The sequence below is a fragment of the Neobacillus mesonae genome, from assembly GCF_001636315.1.
In the GTDB taxonomy this organism is placed as follows: Bacteria; Bacillota; Bacilli; order Bacillales; family Cytobacillaceae; genus Neobacillus; species Neobacillus mesonae.
The window spans coordinates 3,479,288-3,499,806 of record NZ_KV440949.1 but is presented as its reverse complement, the minus strand read 5'-3'; the positions used below and the strand labels follow the sequence as shown (position 1 = coordinate 3,499,806).

General features: G+C 39.5%; 19 protein-coding genes and 1 other annotated feature (1 of these 20 cut by a window edge). Of the genes, 13 read left to right on the top strand and 6 right to left on the bottom strand.

Going from position 1 to position 20,519, the window contains the following annotated elements:
• Positions 1–268 precede the first annotated feature (268 nt).
• Positions 269–718, bottom strand: coding sequence for a nucleoside deaminase (locus A6749_RS16315; RefSeq protein ID WP_066401011.1), 450 nt, complete (start codon positions 716–718; stop codon positions 269–271).
• A gap of 711 nt (positions 719–1,429) precedes the next feature.
• On the opposite strand from A6749_RS16315, the gene A6749_RS16310 reads away from it, so the two are divergent.
• Complete coding sequence (locus tag A6749_RS16310) at positions 1,430–1,912, top strand: RNA polymerase sigma factor (protein WP_066391777.1); 483 nt, start codon at positions 1,430–1,432, stop codon at positions 1,910–1,912.
• Positions 1,913–1,957: 45 nt separating this feature from the next.
• Positions 1,958–2,851 (top strand): anti-sigma-V factor RsiV, encoded by an 894-nt coding sequence (locus A6749_RS16305; RefSeq protein WP_066391775.1) that lies wholly within the window; start codon positions 1,958–1,960, stop codon positions 2,849–2,851.
• A 579-nt stretch (positions 2,852–3,430) separates the two neighbouring features.
• Here the strand turns inward: A6749_RS16305 and fmdA are convergent.
• Positions 3,431–4,612 carry a formamidase gene (gene fmdA, locus A6749_RS16295; RefSeq protein ID WP_066391757.1) on the bottom strand — a complete coding sequence of 394 codons (1,182 nt, stop codon included), beginning with the start codon at positions 4,610–4,612 and terminating at the stop codon, positions 3,431–3,433.
• Between the two features lie 235 nt (positions 4,613–4,847).
• Between fmdA and A6749_RS16290 the strand changes: the two genes are divergently transcribed.
• The 7 genes from A6749_RS16290 to A6749_RS16260 all read left to right on the top strand — a co-directional run bounded on the left by A6749_RS16290 (position 4,848) and on the right by A6749_RS16260 (position 13,729).
• The gene (locus A6749_RS16290) at positions 4,848–5,930 is read left to right on the top strand and encodes a branched-chain amino acid aminotransferase (protein WP_066391756.1); all 1,083 of its coding nucleotides are present in this window, start codon (positions 4,848–4,850) and stop codon (positions 5,928–5,930) included.
• A gap of 231 nt (positions 5,931–6,161) precedes the next feature.
• Positions 6,162–7,631, top strand: a complete 1,470-nt coding sequence (locus A6749_RS16285; protein ID WP_066391755.1) for a spore germination protein — start codon at positions 6,162–6,164, stop codon at positions 7,629–7,631.
• 6 nt (positions 7,632–7,637) lie between these two features.
• Positions 7,638–8,765 (top strand): GerAB/ArcD/ProY family transporter, encoded by a 1,128-nt coding sequence (locus tag A6749_RS16280; protein WP_066391749.1) that lies wholly within the window; start codon positions 7,638–7,640, stop codon positions 8,763–8,765.
• Positions 8,762–9,883, top strand: coding sequence for a Ger(x)C family spore germination protein (locus A6749_RS16275; RefSeq protein WP_066391744.1), 1,122 nt, complete (start codon positions 8,762–8,764; stop codon positions 9,881–9,883). The genes A6749_RS16280 and A6749_RS16275 overlap by 4 nt, the downstream gene beginning before the upstream one ends.
• Before the next feature lie 139 nt (positions 9,884–10,022).
• Positions 10,023–11,513, top strand: coding sequence for a spore germination protein (locus tag A6749_RS16270; protein ID WP_066391734.1), 1,491 nt, complete (start codon positions 10,023–10,025; stop codon positions 11,511–11,513).
• Entirely contained in the window at positions 11,503–12,609 is a 1,107-nt protein-coding gene (locus tag A6749_RS16265; RefSeq protein ID WP_066391727.1) for a GerAB/ArcD/ProY family transporter, read from the top strand. The genes A6749_RS16270 and A6749_RS16265 overlap by 11 nt, the downstream gene beginning before the upstream one ends.
• The gene (locus A6749_RS16260; RefSeq protein ID WP_066391716.1) at positions 12,593–13,729 is read left to right on the top strand and encodes a Ger(x)C family spore germination protein; all 1,137 of its coding nucleotides are present in this window, start codon (positions 12,593–12,595) and stop codon (positions 13,727–13,729) included. The genes A6749_RS16265 and A6749_RS16260 overlap by 17 nt, the downstream gene beginning before the upstream one ends.
• A gap of 104 nt (positions 13,730–13,833) precedes the next feature.
• Here A6749_RS16260 and fabF read toward each other — a convergent pair whose 3' ends face one another.
• The gene (gene fabF / locus A6749_RS16255; protein ID WP_066391714.1) at positions 13,834–15,075 is read right to left on the bottom strand and encodes a beta-ketoacyl-ACP synthase II; all 1,242 of its coding nucleotides are present in this window, start codon (positions 15,073–15,075) and stop codon (positions 13,834–13,836) included.
• 236 nt (positions 15,076–15,311) lie between these two features.
• Between fabF and A6749_RS16250 the strand changes: the two genes are divergently transcribed.
• From A6749_RS16250 to A6749_RS16240, 3 genes are all read left to right on the top strand, one after another.
• A complete protein-coding gene (locus tag A6749_RS16250) occupies positions 15,312–15,899 on the top strand; it encodes a TetR/AcrR family transcriptional regulator (RefSeq protein ID WP_066391712.1) in 588 nt (195 codons plus the stop codon).
• A 90-nt stretch (positions 15,900–15,989) separates the two neighbouring features.
• Positions 15,990–16,304 carry a DMT family transporter gene (locus A6749_RS16245; RefSeq protein ID WP_066391708.1) on the top strand — a complete coding sequence of 105 codons (315 nt, stop codon included), beginning with the start codon at positions 15,990–15,992 and terminating at the stop codon, positions 16,302–16,304.
• A gap of 30 nt (positions 16,305–16,334) precedes the next feature.
• On the top strand, positions 16,335–16,691 hold the full coding sequence (locus A6749_RS16240) for a DMT family transporter (RefSeq protein WP_066391706.1): 357 nt from the start codon (positions 16,335–16,337) through the stop codon (positions 16,689–16,691).
• A gap of 50 nt (positions 16,692–16,741) precedes the next feature.
• Here A6749_RS16240 and A6749_RS16235 read toward each other — a convergent pair whose 3' ends face one another.
• The 3 genes from A6749_RS16235 to A6749_RS16225 form a co-directional block, all read right to left on the bottom strand.
• The gene (locus A6749_RS16235) at positions 16,742–17,152 is read right to left on the bottom strand and encodes a MarR family winged helix-turn-helix transcriptional regulator (protein ID WP_153043031.1); all 411 of its coding nucleotides are present in this window, start codon (positions 17,150–17,152) and stop codon (positions 16,742–16,744) included.
• 89 nt (positions 17,153–17,241) lie between these two features.
• On the bottom strand, positions 17,242–17,976 hold the full coding sequence (locus A6749_RS16230; RefSeq protein WP_066391705.1) for an SDR family NAD(P)-dependent oxidoreductase: 735 nt from the start codon (positions 17,974–17,976) through the stop codon (positions 17,242–17,244).
• 297 nt (positions 17,977–18,273) lie between these two features.
• Positions 18,274–18,846 (bottom strand): nucleotidyltransferase family protein, encoded by a 573-nt coding sequence (locus A6749_RS16225; protein WP_269085728.1) that lies wholly within the window; start codon positions 18,844–18,846, stop codon positions 18,274–18,276.
• A gap of 347 nt (positions 18,847–19,193) precedes the next feature.
• Here A6749_RS16225 and A6749_RS16220 point away from each other — a divergent pair, with 347 nt between their 5' ends.
• Entirely contained in the window at positions 19,194–20,246 is a 1,053-nt protein-coding gene (locus A6749_RS16220) for a M14 family zinc carboxypeptidase (RefSeq protein WP_066391700.1), read from the top strand.
• A 128-nt stretch (positions 20,247–20,374) separates the two neighbouring features.
• Positions 20,375–20,519: a binding site (T-box leader), on the top strand; it runs 50 nt beyond the window's last position.

Genomic DNA, 20,519 nt, shown 5'->3' with positions numbered 1-20,519 from the left:
CAAACATATATATTAATATTAAAATATTTTTAATGAGAGGAGCTACTGCTTATGGATATCTGTATTTCTTGTGGCATGGAGTTATCAATTCCGGAGAGAAATCGGGCTGAATGCTGGGATTGCAGGGATACAACAACGGAGGCTTACGCGGAGGACGACTAATTCATTGCTGCCTATTCAAAACAGGTAATCCCCATACACTTTCCCTTTTGCTGTTACCCCTGCATAGTTGAATTTGTTACCTTCAATTTATTTCAAAACAGTTTTATTACTTTTCTTTCCAGAGCCTCATTGGACTAATTTGCCCTTCTTCCAATGGTATTTGGATCATCGGAAGGGCCCTTTCTGATTTTAAATTTTTTAAGTCCTCATAAATTGCCTTGGATTTGCCCAGTCCAGCGTCAGCGGCATCCTCAACCGAAGCGCAATAATAGACTTTTTCAATACCAGCAAAATACATCGCTGTTAGACACATGGCGCAAGGTTCGCCGCTGGCATAGACTACACACCCCGACAAATCATTCGTTTGCAATTGTTCCTGCGTCCGGCGGATTGCCAATAATTCTGCATGACCGCTCACATCAAATGCTTTATGCAGTTCATTCACACCTTCCGCAAGAATCACATCATCCTTTACAAGCACAGCCCCAAACGGCTGGCCCCCTTCTCGAACATTTTCGAGCGCTAGCTCAACCGCCCGCTTCATAAATTTGTCCATTTCGTTCACCCTTTCCGGAAAAAGCAACCGCTCATTCCTTGTTTTATTTCATTATGGATGTTCCTATTTTTATTGGCAACGAATGTTTAATAAAATTCTAGGTCTAAGTGACCTTAGAGTGAAAAATTTGTGGGTTTTGGTCACGTAGACTGGCTCTACGTTACCTTATAGCGTAAAAAACCTTCATTCGGGCAAGTAGACAGGCTCTACGTTACACTTATTGCGAAAAAATCCTCCGGGCGGGCATGTAGACGAGCTCTACGTTACCTTTACAGCGAAAAAATACTCCATTCGGGCACGTAGACAAGCTCTACGTTACACTTATTGCGGAAAAAACCTCCGGGCGGGCACGTGGAGTGGACGAGCTCTACGTTACCTTTACAGCGTAAAAATACTCCATTCGGGCACGTAGACAGCCTCTACGTTACCCTAACAGCGAAAAAGTACTCCGGTCGGGCACGTAGACGAGCTCTACGTTACCCTAACAGCGAAAAAATCCTTCGGGCGGGCACGTAGACGAGCTCTACGTTACCTTTACAGCGTAAAAATACTCCATTCGGGCACGTACAAAAATCCAATATAATTCCCTCCCCCTTACAACCGCCAATAAATTCCTTCCCCCTCACTAAAACTATTTTTTCATATCATGCGTCTATTTAACGAAACATACAAAGATACGTATCTAAGTAGAAAAAGGAGCTCTATTTTTTCATGAGGCAGAGTAAGACAGAAGATCAGTTAATCCAATTTATTCAGGAAAATAAAGCGGATTTTTATAGATTAGCGTACAGCTATGTAAAAAATTCACAGGATGCATTAGATATCGTTCAGGAATCTATCAGAAAGGCCCTGTCAGCCAAAAACTCATTACAGAAGGTCCATTCCATCAAAAGCTGGTTTTACAAAATTGTTGTAAATACCGCTTTGGACTTCTTGCGTAAAAAGAAAAAAGTCACCATCGTAGACGAGACAAACCTTGAGTATATTAATCAGGGAAAAAACGATAAATATCAAAACCTCGATTTAAAAAGGTCGTTAGAGGAACTGCCGCTAAAGTACAGTAGTATCATTGTGCTTCGATTTTACGAGGATTTAACAATTGACGAAGTGGCTGAAATACTTCAGGAAAAACCAAACACCGTCAAAACGAGACTATATCGGGCGCTGGAAATACTGCGAATCAAAATGGAGTAGCATGAATCAAACCAGCCATCGAACTAAACCACGGAGGTTTCCAAAATGGATAAAAGATTAGAAGAGCTAAGAAAAGAATATAAAAATATCCCCATTCCAGAGAACCTGGATGACGTTGTCCATCAGGCATTAGGAGAACATACAAAACGTAAGAACCCAGTTCGGCGCTATAAAGGCATTGCCGGTTTGATTGCCGCGGCTGCAATCTTTGCATTCTCTGTAAACGTTAGCCCGACCTTTGCCAAAAGCTTGTCCGATATACCGGTTGTTGGCTCCATCGTGAAGGTCATTACCTTTACTGAATTTAACATCACCGAGAAAGACTATGATGCCAAAATTAAAGTGCCAAAGGTATCCAACTTGGAAGATAAACAGCTAGAAAGCAGCTTAAATCAAAAATATTTAGCCGAAAACAAAGCATTATTTAACGATTTTACAAAGGAAATGGAAAAACTCAAAAAAGCAGGCGGCGGTCATTTAGCTGTTGATTCCAGCTATGAAGTAAAAACCGATGATGAGCGAATTTTCTCTATCGCACGCTACGTCGTGACAACCCAGGCTTCGTCCGCAACAACGATAAAATACGATACGATTGATAAGAAGGAGCATGTCCTTCTCACCTTACCAATTTTGCTTAAATCAAATGATTATATCAACATCATCAGCGAAAATATTAAAGATCAGATGACAGAACAAATGAAAAAAGACCCTAATAAAATATACTGGATCAGCGGAGTTCCTGGAAATGAAGACTTATCTCCGGATGAACTATTTAACAAAATTTCGGCCAATCAAAACTTCTATATTAACAAAGATCATAAATTAGTGATTTCATTTAATGAATATGAGGTAGCCCCTGGTTATATGGGTGCGGTCGAATTTGTCATTCCTACTAAAGTGATTGCTAAAGACTTGGTCGGGGATGATTATATTAGGTAAGCCACGGCTCTATCAATTTTTACAAAAGGGCACTTTTCTAAAAATTTGCTGATATTTTTGATTCGCCGATAAAATTGAAAATTCGCTGATAAAGTGGTGAGATTCGCCGATAAAATCGTTGTTTCGCCGATAAACTTACAAAATCCGCCGATAAATCATATTAATTAGTTAATATGTGTGATTTCAATCTTTATTAAAGTGGCATTTAACAACAATTTTTACGAAAATCGCGTGCAAAAAAGAGACACCCAGCTGAAAAAGCTAATGGTGTCTCTTTTTTCTATTTAATTTCCCACTTGCCAAGGGCGATTCGCAGTCACTTTCTTTCGGTTCACCTGTTTGGGTCCTAATTCTTCTCGGGTCATCCGGCGCGGCTCCATTACTTTCTCAATCCGAGTCCGAAGCTCTTTTGAATAGGAAAAAAGATTCGGTGCAAAATAGATTCGGCTTGATTCACACTGACAATCAGGACAGGCTGCTTGATCCCGATTACCCTTCATGGACTTAAAAAACAAGGTGAACTCCCCGCAGTTAGGACACTGAAAAGTATAACTAGGCATTGTGCTCCCTTCCCTGCTTTTATTTCTTAGGTAAAATATCCTTGTCAAAAATTTGCGTCGGAATTGCAATCGTACAGCAGGCATTCGGAATGTCGACAATTCCATTAATTCTTCCCTCAACCGGTGCCGTTCCTAAAATCATATAGGCTTGCTCGCCAGTATATCCAAGTGTTTTTAGATATTCAATGGCATTCAAACATGCTCTGCGGTAAGCCAAATTAGCATCTAAATAATGCTGCTTGCCATTGCGTTCATCTACAGAAATTCCTTCAAACACTAGATAATCAGAATAATGTGGATCAACAGGACCCGGTTTGAAGACAGGATTTTCGGTAATTTTATATTTTTCCATACCGCCTTTAATAACATCAACCTTCAAGTCAATCCAGCCGGCCATTTCAATTCCACCGCAGAAAGTGATTTCACCGTCACCTTGTGAGAAATGAAGATCACCGACGGAAAGCTTGGCGCCTTTTACGAATACAGGGAAGTAGATTCTCGAACCTTTTGATAGATTCTTAATATCACAATTTCCTCCGTTTTCCCTTGGCGGCACTGTTCTAGCACCTTCCTTGGCGACACGGTCGAACTCCGCCCCTTTCAGTGTTCCTAGTACGGCTGCCTCAGGGTTTGGAGTGGTTGCAAGTTCTGGTACACGGTCAGGATCTGTATCTCTAAGTGCCTTTTCTCTCTCATTCCATTTTTGCAACAGTTCCATGGACGGCGCCACACCTATTAGACCAGGGTGCATAATACCGGCGAATTTCACACCAGGCACATGTCTGGAAGTAGTGTAAATGCCTTCAAAATCCCAAATAGACTTCGTTGCTTCAGGGAACTCGTCTACTAGAAAGCTTCCGCCATTTTCGCGCGCAAAGATTCCATTAAATCCCCACTCATCCCCTTGAAAAGCACCAATATCTAAAATATCAACTACTAATAAATCTCCAGGCTCGACATCATTAACATAAACAGGACCGCTCAACACATGAACGCGTGCTAAGTTCACATCCCTGATATCGTTCGGATTGTCGTCATTTTTTATTTGCCCGTCTGTCCAATCTTTACATTCCAACCGAAATGATGTCCCTGGGTCAACAGAAAAAGCTGCAGGAATATCAGGATGCCAACGATTGTGGCCAGGGTGCAGCTGCTCCTCCATAGGCTTACTTAAATCAATCTTAAACATTGTTTTTGGCATTTGCATTTCCCCCTATTTTTTAAAAATTCGTGGAGTAAAATATGTATGCGTTTCCATTATATTATTTAAATTTGAAAATATTAGTAAATTTATAAATTATAGACAAAATATTGTACATAATAGCAAATATTTATCCTATTTAGAAAAGTAATAGACTTCTTTCACTGGAAGCTATTGTATTTTTTCCATAAAAAGCGTAGTCTCTTCTATATATATATAAGAATGAGGTGCAGCAATGAAACAAGATATTCAATTTGTTCGCAGAGACGAGCTAAAGACCAAGCCTGACCCTAATTCGTTAGGTTTCGGAAGGTATTACAGCGACTATATGTTCTCGATGGATTACAATGTTGAAAACGGCTGGCATGATCCGAAAATTGTTCCCTATGAGCCATTTATGATGGAACCAGCCGCCATGGTTTTTCATTACGGACAAGCGGTTTTTGAAGGATTAAAGGCTTATAAGACAGGTGATGGAACGATTCAATTGTTCCGCCCTGAGAAAAACATGAAACGGTTAAACGATTCCTGTGACCGGCTTTGTATTCCACAAATTGATGAGGGATTCTTATTAGAAGCGATTAAGCAATTAATTATCGTTGAGAAAGATTGGATTCCTCAAGGTGAAGGCACATCACTCTATATTCGCCCGTTTATTTTTTCAACCGAGCCCTATCTTGGAGTGCGGCCTTCCCACCAATATAAATTACTCGTCATCCTGTCTCCGTCAGGCGCCTATTACGGTGACCAATTAAGTCCGGTGAAAATCTATGTTGAAGAGCAGTATGTCAGAGCCGTTCTAGGCGGTGTCGGTCATGTCAAAACCGCCGGAAATTATGCCGCAAGCATGAAGGCTCAGGAAATTGCAGAGGAAAACGGATATGCACAAATTCTTTGGCTTGATGCGAAGGAAAATAAATATGTTGAAGAAGTCGGCAGCATGAATATTTTCTTTAAAATTAATGGTGAATTGGTCACACCTCAATTAAACGGCAGCATCCTGCCCGGTGTTACCCGCGACTCGGTGATTCAATTATTACAATATTGGAATGTACCGGTCCGTGAAACAAGAGTTTCGATTGAGGAGATATTTGCTGCACATGAACGCGGCGAGCTGGAGGAAGTGTTCGGTGCCGGAACTGCTGCCGTCATCTCACCAGTTGGTGAATTAACTTGGAATGGCCATTCCATTGTCATTAATGACAAACAAATCGGAGAAGTATCCCAGCGCCTATATGACGCCATCACAGGCATCCAGCTTGGAAGCTTGGAGGATCCATTTGGATGGACATTAGAGGTCGATACGGTTAAAGCATAAATAAGGAAACAACCAAGCATCTCAAAAAGCTTGAACTAGTTAAGCCATAATTAAAAAGGGGCTCCAAAAGGTCAGTTATCATGCCTATTGGATAGCCCCTTTTTTATTCCAAAAACCATAACTTCAATAGGATACCAAAAAGTGGAATAACTATCCATGTTTTAGGAATACTACACAACAGGTAAAACGAGGCGAAAGACAAGTAAAAATTCATAACATCCTAAGGAAGAGATGCAATTGGAAAGAATAATAAAATCCATTCCTTCTACAAAAGAAGAGATGACTCGCGCATTCAAAGAAGGATTACAGCAGAGTTCTGATTTGATGGTGAAATCTGAAGGTTCCGGTCTTACTTTACTTTATATCGATACGCTTATAGAACAAACAATGCTTCAACAAAATATTATTAGTCAAATTAAATCCGAGACTTTTCAGACACTTGATGCTGTAATGGAGCAGATTACCGTGGGTGATATACAAAAATCCAATAATTTGGATGAAGCCTTCATTTCGGCCCTCGCTGGCAGTGTAATCGTTCATTTGGAGGGAAGTACATCCATCCTTTTAGTCAAAATTCCTTCCAGTGAAAAACGCGCCTTATCTAAATCTGAAAATGAATCCCAAGTAATTGGATCACAAATTGCTTTTAATGAAAGCCTAGCGACAAATATACAATTGATAAGAAGGTACTTACCTGATCCTAATCTCTGTCAAGAAATGTTCCATATAGGAACTAGAACCCACACAGCAGTATCCATATTATACATTAAAGATCTCGCTTCGGATGATTACGTTAAGAATCTTCGGGACCGAATTACGAATATCAAAATTGATGGAATTATCGACAGTACCATTTTGGCACAATTAATAGAGGACAACTCGTTTTCGATATTTCCTCAGATGGCTATTACAGAAAGACCGGATTTTCTCAGTCATTGGCTGCTTAACGGAAAGATAGCCATTATGGTTGATGGCAGTACAATGGCTATCAGCTGTCCCCAATCATTTATTGAGTTTTTTCATACCATGGAAGATCAGAATGTAAAGTGGCATATCGCTACCTTCCTAAGATTATTAAGAATAACAGGAGTATTTCTATCTATTTTTTTCACACCAATCTATGTTGCAGCGTTAACTTATCATTATGAAATTATTCCACAGGCCCTATTAATTCCACTAAGCGAATCAAGAGCAAGGGTTCCTTTTCCGCCGATCATTGAAGCACTCATCTTGGAATTTATTATTGAGCTATTAAGAGAAGCGGGTTTAAGATTACCAGCAAAAGTAGGACAAACAATTGGTATCGTAGGAGGTATTGTCATTGGAACAGCGGCGGTCGACGCGGGCTTTACCAGCAATATCCTCATCATCATTGTAGCCTTAAGTGCACTTGGCTCGTTTATCACACCTAGTTACACGATGGGCAATGTGATTAGGATTCTCAGATTCCCTTTAATCTTACTCGCTGGAGGCTGGGGTTTTTACGGGATTATGCTCGGCTTCTGCTTCCTGCTATTACACCTATTGCGGCAAACGACACTTGGCGCTCCCTTTCTGGCACCGCTTTATCCGCCGCGTTTTGCCGACTGGAAGGATAATATTATTCGGCTCCCATTAGCTTATACCTTTAAAAGACCTGTTCAAAATCGACCGAAAAATGAAAATAGGTACAATCCAGACAAAGCGAAAGAGCGAAATTAATTTCAAATGGCGGTGATTCACATTAATGTACAGTATCGACCAAAACCGCAATTATTGTTAAATGCATTTCTCGCCCTCTTTATTATGCATGATCTCCAGATTGGAACAGGTATCCATGGGTTCCAAAGATTTATTTATATACCGGCGAAACACGATGCCTGGGTCTCAGTGCTAATTGGGGGGATCGTGGTACATGTTGTAGTGTTTTTTATCTTTAAAACATTACAATTATACGGGTCAGCTGATATCTTTGGCATTCATCATGATGTTTATGGAAGTATCATCGGAAAGGTTTTCAATGCCATCTTTATTTTTTATTTTTTAACTGGCTCATTTGTTGTTCTCGAAAACTATATTGAGGTTGTACAAGCCTGGATGTTCCCGGAGATGCCTTCATGGTTTCTATCCCTTTCCTTACTTTTGTTAGTCATTTATGGAGTTACCGGGGGAATTCGGGTGATTGTGGGAATCTGTTTTTTTAACGTAATCATTACCTTGTGGATTGTCCTTTTACATATATTCCCACTGAAATATGCTGATTTCTCGCAATTGTTTCCGTTATTTGAAACGAGTTCAACAGGAATCCTTAAGGGTGCATATCATATGACCTTAACCTTCCTTGGTTTTGAGATGTTCTACATCCTTTACCCTCATTTCAAAGAAAAAAGCAAGGTTCAAAAATACGCACAAATTGGTGCTCTAATATCAACACTCACTTATCTGGCTCTCATGGTGATCTCTATTGTTTACTTTAGTCCTGGACAATTAAAAGAAGACATCTGGGCAACACTAACCTTATTTAAAATCGTAAAGATTCCATTTATTGAAAGATTTGAGTATGTAACAGTTGCATACTGGATGATTATTATACTCCCAAATCTTATGTTTAATATGTGGGCCGCTATTAGGGGGATGGAAAGAGGGTTTAAGATCGGTGAGAAGAAAAGTTTATGGACTTTTTCTATCCTTTTGTTTACAATGAGCTTTTTTTTAAAAACACGTCTTGGAATAAGCGAATTAAATGCCCAATTTGTTACTAGTTCGTTTTATATTGCTTTTTGCTATCCCATTTTTCTTTACTTTTTAGCACTTATCAAAAATAAATGGAAGACAATGAAGGAGAAAAAACCATGAGGAAAAATAAATTATGGCTTTGGTTATTCATTCTTCTCTTGTTATCCGGCTGTGCAAAACCAAAAACACTTGAACAAATTGGCATGGTTACTACCAAGGGTTATGATATTGGGAATGATGGCATTATTAAAGGTACCATGGTTGTCCTAATGATCGATCCCTCCGCTCAGCAAAAAACAGGCGTAATGACAGCAAAAGCTTTAACAGCTAGGGGGATTCGTATTAAAGGAGACCTTTTTTCCTCTAAAAAATTGTTATCCGGCCAGCTACGGGTCGTATTATTTAGCGAAGCCTTGGGAAGGCATGGAATTAAACCTTTTACCGATACCCTTGTTAGAGATCCATCCATAAGTGACCTGACTTACTTGGCCATTGTTGAAGGGGAAACAGAGGAAATGTTAAGGATTAATAATAAACAAATTCCTGATGTCGGACAGCATATTTTTAAATTAATTGACCATAATGTCAAATGGTCTATTGTCCCTTCATCAACTCTGCATGAAACATTGCACGGAAATTATTCTGTCGGTATTGACCCCGTTTTGCCTATTCTCAAGAAATCAGACAACGAAGTAAAGGTTTCCGGTCTCGCTTTATTAAAAGATAATAAAATGGTCGGTAAAGTTTCAGAAACTAAGAGTTATTATCTAAAAACGATTAGGTCGCCCATTAAATCAGGTGAATTCGAAATTCCGATTTCAGGTCATTCACTAAGTTTAGACAACAATCACCTGGCCCATAAGCAGCTAGCAGTTACTTTGGATACGGTGTTCAGCAAAGCGAAAATTAAACTAATTAACCAGAAAAAACTCGAATTCGATCTAAAGCTAAAGATAAATGCTCGGATGCAAGAAATAAATACGGATGTCAATTTAAGAAAACCCAAGACTGTGCAATTACTTGAAAAAGAAATTGCTAATCAAATGAAAAAGGACATTGAACAGCTAATTGCCTATTGCCAGTCGGTAGATTCAGACCCAATTGGTTTAGGCGAAGAATACAGAAGCTCTGTACGACATTCAAAGCTTACGAGGGAAAAATGGCATAAAATGTTTCCCGATGCAAAAGTTAATGTTAAGGTAGATTTTACGCTTGTTAAAACTGGGTTGGTGGAATGATAGCGCCAAAAAAGGGCGGATGATAATCGAGTCTCTTCCATGATTTGGAGTATACGAGAATATCCAGCCTGCCAAAGAATAATATAAGAACTTCCGGTAAAATATAAATTATACCTATCATCCCTGAGGAGTTCGTTTTATGAAAAAACATTTGTTTAAAAATGAACAATCCTTTGAAATCGATGAGTCTTCGCTTGAATCCCGTATGGACTTCATAAAGGATTCAATGGGTAATACCGAAGACTTGTTTATGCTGCCTATTTCATATAGAGATAGAAAAGGTACAATCTTTTATTTATCCACGATAGCAGATTCGGAAAAAATTCAAGAGGGGATTTTATTCCCTTTAATTAAATATCAGGATTTCGACCTTAATGACATTCCTTTTACAGCCGAAAACAATAGCAGAGTGACCCTTAAGGAGGCTGTAAATGCCCTGTTACAAGGGAAATCTATTTTCATCGTTGACTGCTGGGACGACATTTTTTCCTTTAATACCGCTAAAGATTTATCACGGAGTCCAATTGAACCAGATAACGAAAAAACGGTCAGAGGCTCGCACTTAGGCTATGTTGAAAATTTAACAACCAATATAGGCTATATTAGACGAGGGATTGGAAGCAGGCATCTTCATATTCGCTATTTTCAAAACGGTAAATACACAAATACTCTAACCGCCATGGTTTATATCGATAGAATTGCTAATCCAAATCTTGTAGAAAAACTGGTAAATAGATTTCAAACCATTACAACAGATATGGCCTTTAGCCCAGGCTATTTAGAAGAGTTAATTGAAGATTCCCCCTTGTCGCCCTTTCCGCATATTCTTTATACGGAAAGGCCGGACCGGACCATCGCCCATTTAATGGAGGGAAGAATTGCTTTATTAACAGAAGGAAGTTCTGATGCGATTATTCTTCCTGTATCATTCTTTTCATTTTTCCAATCGCCAGATGACTACAATAGCCGGATCATTACCGGGTCTGTTTTTCGTTTATTACGGGTGGTAAGTTTCTTCTTAGCTCTATTATTACCTGGTTTGTATATTGCCATCATCGGATTTCATTTCGAGATTATTCCTAGCGATATATTGGTTGTCGTTAAAAACTCGGTTGATAATATTCCCTATCCGCCCTTAATCGAAGCGATGATTATGGCGTTTACCATCGAATTAATCCGGGAGGCCGGAATTCGTCTGCCTACGCCAATTGGGCAAACGATTGGTATTGTCGGCGGTTTAATCATTGGGGATGCCATTATTTCTGCGGGATTAGTATCAAACATCATGGTGATTGTCGTTGCAATGACAACCATTTCATCTTTTACAATCGCTTCCTATGAATTAAGTAACACCGTAAGGATTCTAACCTTTCCCATCATGGTTCTGGCCGCCAGCTTTGGATTTGTGGGCATCATATTCTCTTTGATGTTTATCATTGGCCACCTTTGTAAACTAGAATCACTTGGAACACCTTATTTCTCCCCTGTTGCTCCATTCGATGTACAAGGGATGAAAGATGCCATCGTGCGCTTCCCTATTTGGCTGTTAAAATTCCGGCCGCGCGATTTACTTGTAAAAAATAGAAGACGACTATATCGACCAAGAAGATGGGAAGAAAATGAAGAATAATAATCAAATAACAAAGCTGCAATTAATTACCTTTATCATTCAGACGCAAATAGGGGTAGCATTTCTGTCTCTACCCTTTGACACTTACAAATTCGCCAAAGGGGACAGCTGGATCTCACTGTTAATCACTGGTGTAGTCATGCAAGTGCTGGTTTTTTTCTATTTTATTTTAAGTAATCGGTTCCCAAAGCAGGATTTATTTCAAATCCTGCAATCGTTGTTAGGCAGATTTGTCGGGAAATGCTTGACCTTGTTTTATTTTGCCTATTTCCTGCTAACCGGTGCCACCATTCTCATTTTATTTGTCTATATTATTAAAAAGTGGATGCTGCCCTACACCCCGTATTGGGTTATCCTTCTGTTGATGTGTGCGATCGGCATTTATCTTGCCATTGAAAACCTAACGGTGATTGCCAGATTTTATTTTATTGCGATGATTGTGTTATTTTTCTTTATATTTGTCACACCTATGGCCATTAAGGACGGTAACATTCATTACATCATGCCAATTGGTCATTCAGGCGTGTGGAAGATTTTAAACGGATCGGCACATGCTACCTTGGCATGGCAAGGATTAGAGCTATTCCTAATAGTCTCGCCGTTTGTACCGGCAAGCAGTAAAGAGAAACTAAAAGCTGTGACTTTGGCGAACATATTTGTCACCTTGTTATACACATTTCTTACCTTTGTCTGTTTAATCTATTTTAGCGGTGACGAAATCAGCTTAATGCCGCAGCCCGTTCTGTATTTATTAAAATCATTTTCTTTCACCATCATTGAACGGCCAGACATCGTGATCATTTCCTTGTGGATCATCTTGGTGGGGACATCCTTTGTCAGCTATCTTTACGGTGCGTCATTGGCAGCTACCTTTGTTATTAAAAAGTGGAAGAGGCAGCCATTCGTTTATTTAGCGGCGCTATTTTGCTTTATTTTTGCCCTATTTTTCAATGGGGAAAAGGAAATTGAGAAATTAACGAAGTTTACGACAAATATCGGTTTCATCTTCTTAATGGCTATGCCAGTGTTTCTCTTACTCATTTCGTTGTTGTTTAAAAAACAGCAGAGGGGCGATTTGAATGCGAAAAACAATTAAAATGTTGATGGTTTGCGGCTTGACTCTTTTTTTCTTAACGGGCTGTTGGGACCAGCGGCTGTTGAAGGAACAAAAGTTAATTAGCTTAATTGGTTACGATATGATTTCTGGTGGCGAGATAATTTCAAGTACAGCCTACCCAATCCGAAAAGGTGGTGTAACAACAGGTTCTCAATCTACCCCCTCTTCACAAAGTACGATTATGACAACACATGGGAAGACAGCTCAAGACTCACTTCTCCATGCGGACCTTATGATTTCCGAACGCATTGATATTTCTAAAGCCCAAGTTATCCTTTTCGGTGAAAAAATCGCCAAAGTGGGACTATATCAAGTCATCGACCATATTTACCGAAACCCAAAAGGTGCTCTTGGCGCCAAAGTTGCTATTATTGAAGGGTCTACGGTTGATGCGGTGAACTTAAAACAGGAAGAAGCGGATATAATTGGGCGATACTATGGCGAATTTTTAAAAAGTGGAGTTGCCACCGGTTTTTTTACCGATTATAATATTCAATCAGTTTGCCCTTTATTACTTAAACATACAAAGGACCCGCTCCTGCCACTGCTTCGAATTCAACCAACACAAAACCGTGCAGTGACTGTCGGGATGGCCATGTTTAATAATGAAAAAATGACCGGGAAGCTCAATATTGATGAATCCAAAATGTTTACACTGCTAGATGGATATAAAAAGCAAAAGGTGTCTTTTTTAGTGCGAACCAAAAAACATTATAAAAACATGCAAAAAAATTACGTGGTCATTGAGGTTCTCGGAACAAAGCCAAAAACAAAGCTAAATGTGGAAAATAAATCCATCACAGTGGATTTGTCCCTAAAACTTCATTACCGAATCATCGAATATCCGAAAAACCATCTAACCACACCTATGCTCTTGGACGAACTGAATAAAGCAATAAAGGAAAATCTAACACAACTGGCACAACAAACTATTACCAAAATGCAAGAAGCCAACTGTGACGGCTTCGGTATCGAAGAACAAATCAAAGTACACCACCACAAATTATGGGAACAAAAATACAAAAACACCGCCCTAAAAAACATCCCCATCAAACCACACCTCCATTTCGAACTAACCAATTCCGGTATCATCGATTGATGAGGCATGGGGACGTTTCTTCTGTTTTATTCCCAGGGCTTAAAGCATACTTCACCAATAAATGAAATGGTGCCTGACACCAACAAAGGTGTCAGGCACCATTTTTATTGCGTAAACTTTTGAAATACTAACGATACATTATGGCCGCCAAATCCTAGGGAGTTGGATAGGACCACCTGAACGTCCTTCCTCTTGGCGACATTCGGGACGTAATCTAAGTCCAGCTCTTCATCCGGTGTTTCGTAGTTAATGGTCGGCGGGATGGTGCCTTCTTTGATTGCCATGACAGAAAAGATCGCCTCGATTGCCCCGGTTGCCCCCAATAAGTGCCCTGTCATCGATTTCGTTGAGCTGACGCAAAGCTTATAGGCATGCTCTCCAAACACCTCTTTAATCGCCATGGTTTCATACAAATCATTGTAATAAGTAGAGGTGCCATGTGCATTAATATAATCTACCTGCTCCGGTGTAATGCCGGCATCCCTAATTGCCTGCTTCATCGCACGCTGGGCCCCTTCTCCTTCAGGCGCTGGAGTGGTAATATGATGGGCATCACCAGTGGCCCCGTAACCAATCAGTTCACCATAGATATGAGCTCCCCTCGCTAAAGCGTGCTCAAGCTCTTCCAATACCACAATTCCAGCACCTTCTCCAATTACAAAGCCATCACGATTCTTATCAAACGGCCGGCTCGCAGTATTCGCGTCGGGATTTTTTGAAAGAGCCGTCATATTCGAAAATCCGGCGATCGTCATCTCCGTGATTGTGGCTTCCGTTCCACCCGCAATCATCATATCGGCATCCCCTTTTTGGATGACCCTAAAAGCATCGCCAATGGAATTGGCGCCGGAGGCACAAGCGGTTACTGAACAATTATTGATTCCCTTCGCCCCAAGCTCAATCGAAACCTGACCTGCCGCCATATCCGGAATAAGCATCGGTATCGTAAATGGATTCACCCTTCTTTGCCCTTTTTCTATAAACTTCTTATGCTGCTCCTCGAATTCAGCCAATCCGCCAATTCCCGAGCCAATCCACACTCCGACCCGTTCAGGCAGAACATCCTTACCAATTTCAACTCTGGAATCTTTAACAGCCATTTTACTAGCCGCAATCGCAAATTGGCTGTACCGTCCCATTCTTCTGGCTTCTTTTCGATCCATGAACTCTTCAGGCGCAAACCCTTTTACTTCCGCGGCAATTTTGATATCCACCATGTCTGTATTATAAATGGTACCAGGGCCTATGCCTGATACACCGCTTTTGATGTTCTCCCATGTTGAATGAGCATCATTTCCCAAGGGCGTAACTGCCCCAATCCCTGTAATCACAACTCTTTTTCCCATATGAGCTCTCTCCTACTCATTTATTAAAAAATCTATCTATATCATCCTTTTTCTATTTTAACCAATTCACGGAGGCTGTACAAATTAATTGTGACCTGGTAATAGTAGGAGGGGGTATATTCGATGTACTGTTTTTTATTACGAACAGGTGCCTGACACCAAAATTGACTTTTCCCCTAATTAACGGTAAAATGAATGATAGTCATTCATTATCCTTGAAAAGGCGGTTTAGCATTATGGCGAAAAGTTCTGATGGAAAGTATGAAAAAATCCTGCATGCTGCGATTGATGTGATTTCTGAAAAAGGTCTTGATAAGACATCGATTTCCGACATTGTGAAAAAAGCAGGGGTTGCGCAAGGGACCTTTTATTTATATTTCTCATCAAAAAATGCTTTAATACCGGCGATTGCCGATAATCTACTGACTATTTCATTGGAAAGCGTTAAGGAAAAGACCGGGGGGAAAAATTCATTTTGGGATATTCTTGAGGTCATGATTGATGAAACATTTAGGATTACCAAGGAATATAAAGATATTATCATCCTCTGTTACTCTGGTCTAGCCATCGATTATTCCATGGAAAAGTGGGAGGCTATTTACCAGCCATACTATGTTTGGCTTGAGAATATTCTAAAAAAGGCTATGCAGCGTAACGAACTCATCTCTGACATGAATGTAAAATGGACCGCCAAAACAATTATTAACCTTATCGAGAATGCATCAGAGCGGTTCTATATCAGCCACTCCCAAGATGACGGCATTGAAGTATTTAAAATGGAGGTATTTAACTTTATAAAAAGGTCAATATCGAATCCATCATAAGGTATTGGATAATATCCAATATTTTATTCAGCTAAAAATGACTGATAGTCATTCACAATCAAGAAAATTAACAAAAAGAGGTGAATATTAATGGTTTGGGGATTATTAGTATTAGCGGGAATAGAAGAAGTGGTCGCAACAATTGCGATGAAATACGTAAACGGAACAAAAAAGAAGCTTCCATTAATCGTCATGACGGTGGGATTTATCTTTTCCTTTTACTGCCTGGCAAGCGCCATGCAAGTTCTCCCAGCCGGTGTCGCGTATGCAGTCTGGACAGGGATTGGCAGTATTGGAATCACTTTAGTTGGAATCTTTTGGTTTAAAGAAAAGCTTCAGTTTTCTCAAATGATATCACTTTTCCTTATTTTAATAGGAGTTATCGGATTAAAAATGTCAGCCTGATCGTCATCTATGTTAAGAGGTGGATAAAAAATGAATTGGATTTTAGTATTTATTGCGGGAATATTAGAAGTAGCATGGGCATCAAGCCTCAAACATGCAAGTTCGCTTTTCGATTGGTTCATCACCGTTGTTCTAATCACCGTCAGCTTCATTTTACTCATTCGTTCTTATAAAACGATTCCTGTTGCAGCTGCTTACACTGTTTTCGTAGGCATTGGAACGGTTGGTACCTTTTTAATAGGGATTTTTTTAGGGGAACCATTCTCTTTTGATCAAATATTTTTTCTTATGATTTTATTAGCCGGCATCATTGGAATGAAGACCTCTACTAAAAAAGAATCCAAGGCGGCGAATGGCAGTCGAAGCCCTGAAAACCTTAATGTCTGACTTTACGAACAGCCCCGGGCTGCTGTTCGTAAAGTCCATAACTTGCTAGTCTATAAAAGCTTAGTATAAATCCTTAATAACTCCAGCTGTTCTTCTTCCGTTAATCGTTCCAATAATTGTGTCCGCAGCCTTTTTCCTTCCTTTTGCGCCTTGGTTAAGAGGTCACGCCCTTTATCCATTATCTCCAAATAAAGAACCCGTTTATCACTTTCATCTGCTACGCGAACAGCCAGCTCTTTTTTAATTAATTTTTCCGTTAAATGGGTAATCGAAGGCGGCGCTAAACCTAAGGCTTTTGCAATATCTGAAGGTCTGCTTTTGCCATGCTCCCTCAAATGAGCTAATACCAAAATATGGGTAATTCCAATGTTTTCATTAAACATTTTATTCCATTCAATGATTAATTTATTATTTACCTTATCCATCGCATGGATCAGTTCAAATATAGATGGATTATTCACTATATCCCTGCTTTCTATTTCTAATTATTTTCCTATTATCATCATATAGGAAAGACCTCTTTTATGAAAAGAGGTCTCTCACTAATTTATTATTGTGCTGAATAACCGCCGTCAATGACTAACTCAGCTCCAGTGATAAAGGAAGATTCATCTGATGCTAGAAATAGTGCCGCATTGGCAATATCATCCGGACGGCCTAATCGCTGCAGCGGTGTAGCGGCTACCATATGGTTGACTAAATCCTTAGACGTTTCTAAGCCTTTGGTCATCGGCGTTTCAATAATCCCTGGGAACAAAGCGTTCACACGGATGCCTAAACGCCCATACTGTGTGGCCGCCGCTTTGGAAATCGCACGAACAGCACCTTTGGATGCTGAATAATGATTAAAGCCCATGCCAATTTGTGCTGTAAAAGAAGAAATATTGACAATGGAGCCCTTCTTTTGGTCCTTCATATACGGAATAACATGCTTGATGCCTAGAAATGGTCCAAAGCTGTTAACCGTCATCATTTTTTGCCAATCATCGATGTGGATGTCTTCGACTGCTTTTTCAGAAGAAATGCCCGCATTGTTTACGAGAATATCAATTCGCCTAAATCGTTCTTTAACCTCTTGTAACATTTGCTGCCAATCCTCTTCAGATGCAACATTCAGCTTCATCCCGTAAACATTTTCCTTCTGGCTGGCCTTTTCAAGAGCAGCCTCATTGATATCAGCCGCGATAACAATTGCTCCTTCTTTACTAAATAAATCTACCATATTTTCACCGATACCAGATGCACCACCGGTAATAATCGCTACTTTATTTTCCAATCTTCCCATTTCTTTCAGCTCCTTAAATATTTTTTTATTTATATTAGGAAAAATTATTTAGATATCTAAATATATGATCAAAAAATGATATCTAAATAATCGTCTAAGAATTATTTAGATATCTAAATATATAATAGTAAATAGCCCGCCATTTGTCAAACTAAAGGAAGCAAGGGGACGGTTCGCTTGCTTCCTTCGTCTTTCTAGACACCTAATTTAATATTTTTCCCTATTTTTTGAATCTGTTTGTATATTCATTATAGGCCTGAGAAAGCTGTTAGATGAATTTTTATTTCCAAAATGACTTCATTCCCCCTCTATTAATAACTTGTAATCTTTGGGTGTATCTATATCAGGAACGACTTTTCTATTCATCTCGGAATAATACACTTGCTCCTTAAATTTGCTAATGACTGATTTTCCGCCTTCATCCCCGCTGATTTTTAATAAATGAGGAAACATATTTCTTTTAAACAAGACAGGATGCCCTATACCGTCTTCGTATTTAGCTTGAATAATAGAGCAGTTGGGCTGACGATGATAGTCTTTAATAATCTGATTGACTTCACGGGATGTCATTAGCGGCTGGTCTCCTAATAAAAAAACGGCAGCCTGCACGGAATCTGGCAGCGATTGCACTCCAAGTTTAACTGAAGTGGACATCCCCTCGTTTGAAAAATCATTCAATATGACTTCATTAACTCCTTCTATTTGTGATTCTTCAACCAAATTTTTTATCTTTGGATTCACGACTACAATCATTTCATCCAGATGTGATTTCAAGCATTCATCAAGGGTATGTCTAATGAGCGATTTTCCTTTATAGGGCAAAAGCAATTTCGGCTCACCCATTCTTCTCGAAAAACCAGCGGCTAAAATTATCCCCCATACTTGGTTATCTATATTAATAGGTCTTCCTCCTTGCCGGACTATTATTTCTTATTAGTCTCTTAAAGTATTTTGTAATTATTATTTCATAATTCTGATTTATTAATCAACCCCAGGTTAAGGCCTATAGTTTCTTGGTACTCTATCATTATCTTTTCATTAGATCATCACTTCTGATTATTACGAATCAGTTCCATTTTATCCAAATATAAACTAAAACAGGTAAAATGAACCATACGCATTAGGAATTTCTCTCTATGTACATGCTGTTGATTTACTTGTATATTCAACTTGTAAGTAGGTTTCAGAATTTTCCTATTATAAGAGGGGGCTACTATATGAAAAAGAAGGTTCTAGCATTATCTTTAACCGGTTTAATGACTTTAGGCGGAATTGCACGCGTTCCCATGACTGTCGGTGCCGTAGGTGAAGGGCCGAATTACGGCGGTAACGAGTCCATTCAGACTTCCATCCTTCATACATACGATTCTATGACGGATTTTCTAAGAACTCAGGATGCGAAACAGAGTGCCATGGAGCTAGAAGTCATTGGTAAAACTATTAAAGGCCGTGACATTTATCTTGCCAAATATATGTCTAATCCGAACAATCCTACTATTCTATTCTTAACCCAGCAGCACGGAAATGAACAATTGACAACAGAAGGTGCATTAGAGTTTATTAAACATTTAGGAACAGGTAAAATGAAGGGCGTTTTGGACAAGGTAAATATCCTTGTAATACCAATGCTCAATGCTGATGGCGCCATGGGCGATGTTAATTTCTCCCTTGATGACTATGTCGCTGACGGTGGCAGACATTTAACTCGCTACAATGCTGTAGGTGCTGATTTAAACCGTGACCATGTGGACAAAAAGTATCCGGAAACTCAAGCATTGCATAACAATGTGCTGAAAAAATACAAGATTGATTATATGATTGACCTGCATCATCAAGGAACTCAAAGTGAGCGTGACGGAAAATATGTATCCGGTTCCCTCCTTTATCCGACAAATAAAAACGTAAAACCAGAAGTATTGGAGCGCTCGAAACGTTTAGGCGCAGTCGTATTCAATGCTGTTGACCCTACCGGCTGGGGACATTTGGCAAAATACAATGGCGGAGACGGTGAAAACATCGGCCGAAATGGCGCTGCTGTTCAATATGATATTTCTACACTGCTATTTGAAATGCGCGGCATGTCCGACCATAACTATGAATCTTATGCGATTGGACAAAAGAGTAATGGCTATTTGATTAAACAAACCATTACTACTCTAGATGCTTCCGTTAGAGCTATTGCTGATGGTTCAATTGAAAAAGTGGATACCAGTTTCTGGGATACACTGCCATTCCAAAATACTCGTCCTTCCCAGGAAGAGGATGAATAATACTCCCTCTTTGGCTGCTTGTCAGCTTCCTTTTTTGGAAGCTGCATCAGCCAATTTTTTTATAAAAAATGATTGACTAATAGAGTTGGTTTCAGCTACTATTGCTTTATACTTAATTGCATAAAAGCACAAAAGCGTTGAACTATTAAAGTAGCTGATACAAACCTTGAAATGAGAGATCTGTTGGTTGGTGCAAAACAGACAAGCTGTATCGTGAATTACAGATAGGGAGCTGACATCCGGTTTCGGCCGTTATCTAAAACAAGCGAGCAG